At 70.2% G+C, this 1,583-nt stretch carries 1 protein-coding gene; it reads left to right on the forward strand.

The window, feature by feature from the left end; genetic code table 11:
* Window positions 1-1,583, forward strand: a 1,583-nt coding sequence (locus FOF48_RS36170) for a condensation domain-containing protein (protein ID WP_143909562.1), incomplete at both ends; no start/stop codon positions are given.

Genomic DNA, 1,583 nt, shown 5'->3' on the forward strand with positions numbered 1-1,583 from the left:
TCCTGGATCAGCTCACCCCCGGGGATGCGTCGTACAACATCCCCACGGCCCTCAGGCTCACGGGCCACGTGGACGTGGAGGCCCTGCGCCGCGCCTTCGAGGCGCTGGTCGCCCGCCACGAATCCCTGCGCACCACCTTCCGTGAGCACGAGGGTCAGATCATCCAGCACGTCCACATGCCGGACGCGTGGACACTGCCGCTCCTGGACCTCTCCACGCTCCCCGAAGCCGAGCGCGACGCCGAGGCCCAACGCAGGATCACGGAGGACGCCCGCCAGCCGTTCCAGCTCGCCACGGGCCCGCTGTTGCGCACCGCCCTGGTGCGGCTGGGCTCCGAAGAGCACCTGCTGCTCGTGACGATGCACCACATCGTCTCCGACGGCTGGTCCATGGGCGTCCTCGTCCGGGAACTGGTCGCCTTCTACGAGGCCTTCACCCAGGGCCTCGCCCCCACGTTGGCGCCGCTGCCCATTCAGTACGCGGACTTCGCGGCGAGGCAGCGCCAGTGGCTCCAGGGGGAGACGCTGGAAGCACAGTTGGCGTACTGGAGGCAGCAGCTCGCGGGTGCACCGTCCGCGCTGGAGTTGCCGACCGACCTCCCGCGTCCGGCCATCCAGACCCATGAGGGCGCGGCCCTCTCCGTCCGGATCCCGCGGTCGACGTCCGAAGCCCTCAAGGCGCTGGCCGGGCGTGAGGGCGCCACGCCGTTCATGGTGTTGCTCGCCGCGTTCCAGGTCCTCCTGTCGCGCTACTCCGCGCAAGACGACATCAGCGTGGGCACGCCCATCGCCGGCCGCACCCAGGCGGAGACCGAAGGCCTCATCGGCTTCTTCGTCAACACCCTCGTCCTGCGCTCTCGCGTGGAGCCGGAGGCGAAGTTCCGCGATCTGCTCGCCCAGGTGCGCGGCACGACGCTCGCCGCCTACGAGCACCAGCACCTGCCCTTCGAGAAGCTCGTCGAAGTCCTGCAGCCCGTGCGCGACCCGAGCCGCAGCCCCCTCTTCCAGGTGATGTTCGCCCTGCAGAACGCCCCCACGGAGGCCCTGCGCATCCCGGGCCTCACCTTCCAGCAGGTCGCCGCCGAGGCCCACTCCGCCAAGTTCGACCTCACGTTGACGTTGCAGGACTCGCCCGAGGGTTTCGTCGGCGGGCTCGGGTACAGCACCGCGCTCTTCAAGCACGGCACCGTGGAGCGGATGGCCAGCCACCTGCTCACGCTGCTGGAGGCCGTGGCCACCCAGCCTCGGCTGTCCCTCGCGGAGCTGCCGCTGCTCTCCAGCGAGGAGCGCCAGCGCATCCTCGTGGACTGGAATGACACCGCCGTCCCCAGCCCCATGGACGTCCCCGTCCACGTCCACTTCGCACAGCAGGCCCAGCGCACGCCGGATGCCGCGGCGCTCGTCATGGGGGATGCCACGTTGACGTATGCACAGCTGGACGCGCGTGCGAACCAGTTGGCCCACCACTTGATCTCCCTGGGCGTCGTCCCGAGCGCTCGCGTCGGCCTCGCCGTCGAGCGCTCCTTCGAGCTGGTCACGGCGATCCTCGCCATCCTCAAGGCCGGCGCCGCCTTCGTCCCCGTG

This window comes from Corallococcus sp. Z5C101001 (assembly GCF_007352635.1).
Lineage (GTDB): Bacteria > Myxococcota > Myxococcia > Myxococcales > Myxococcaceae > Corallococcus > Corallococcus silvisoli.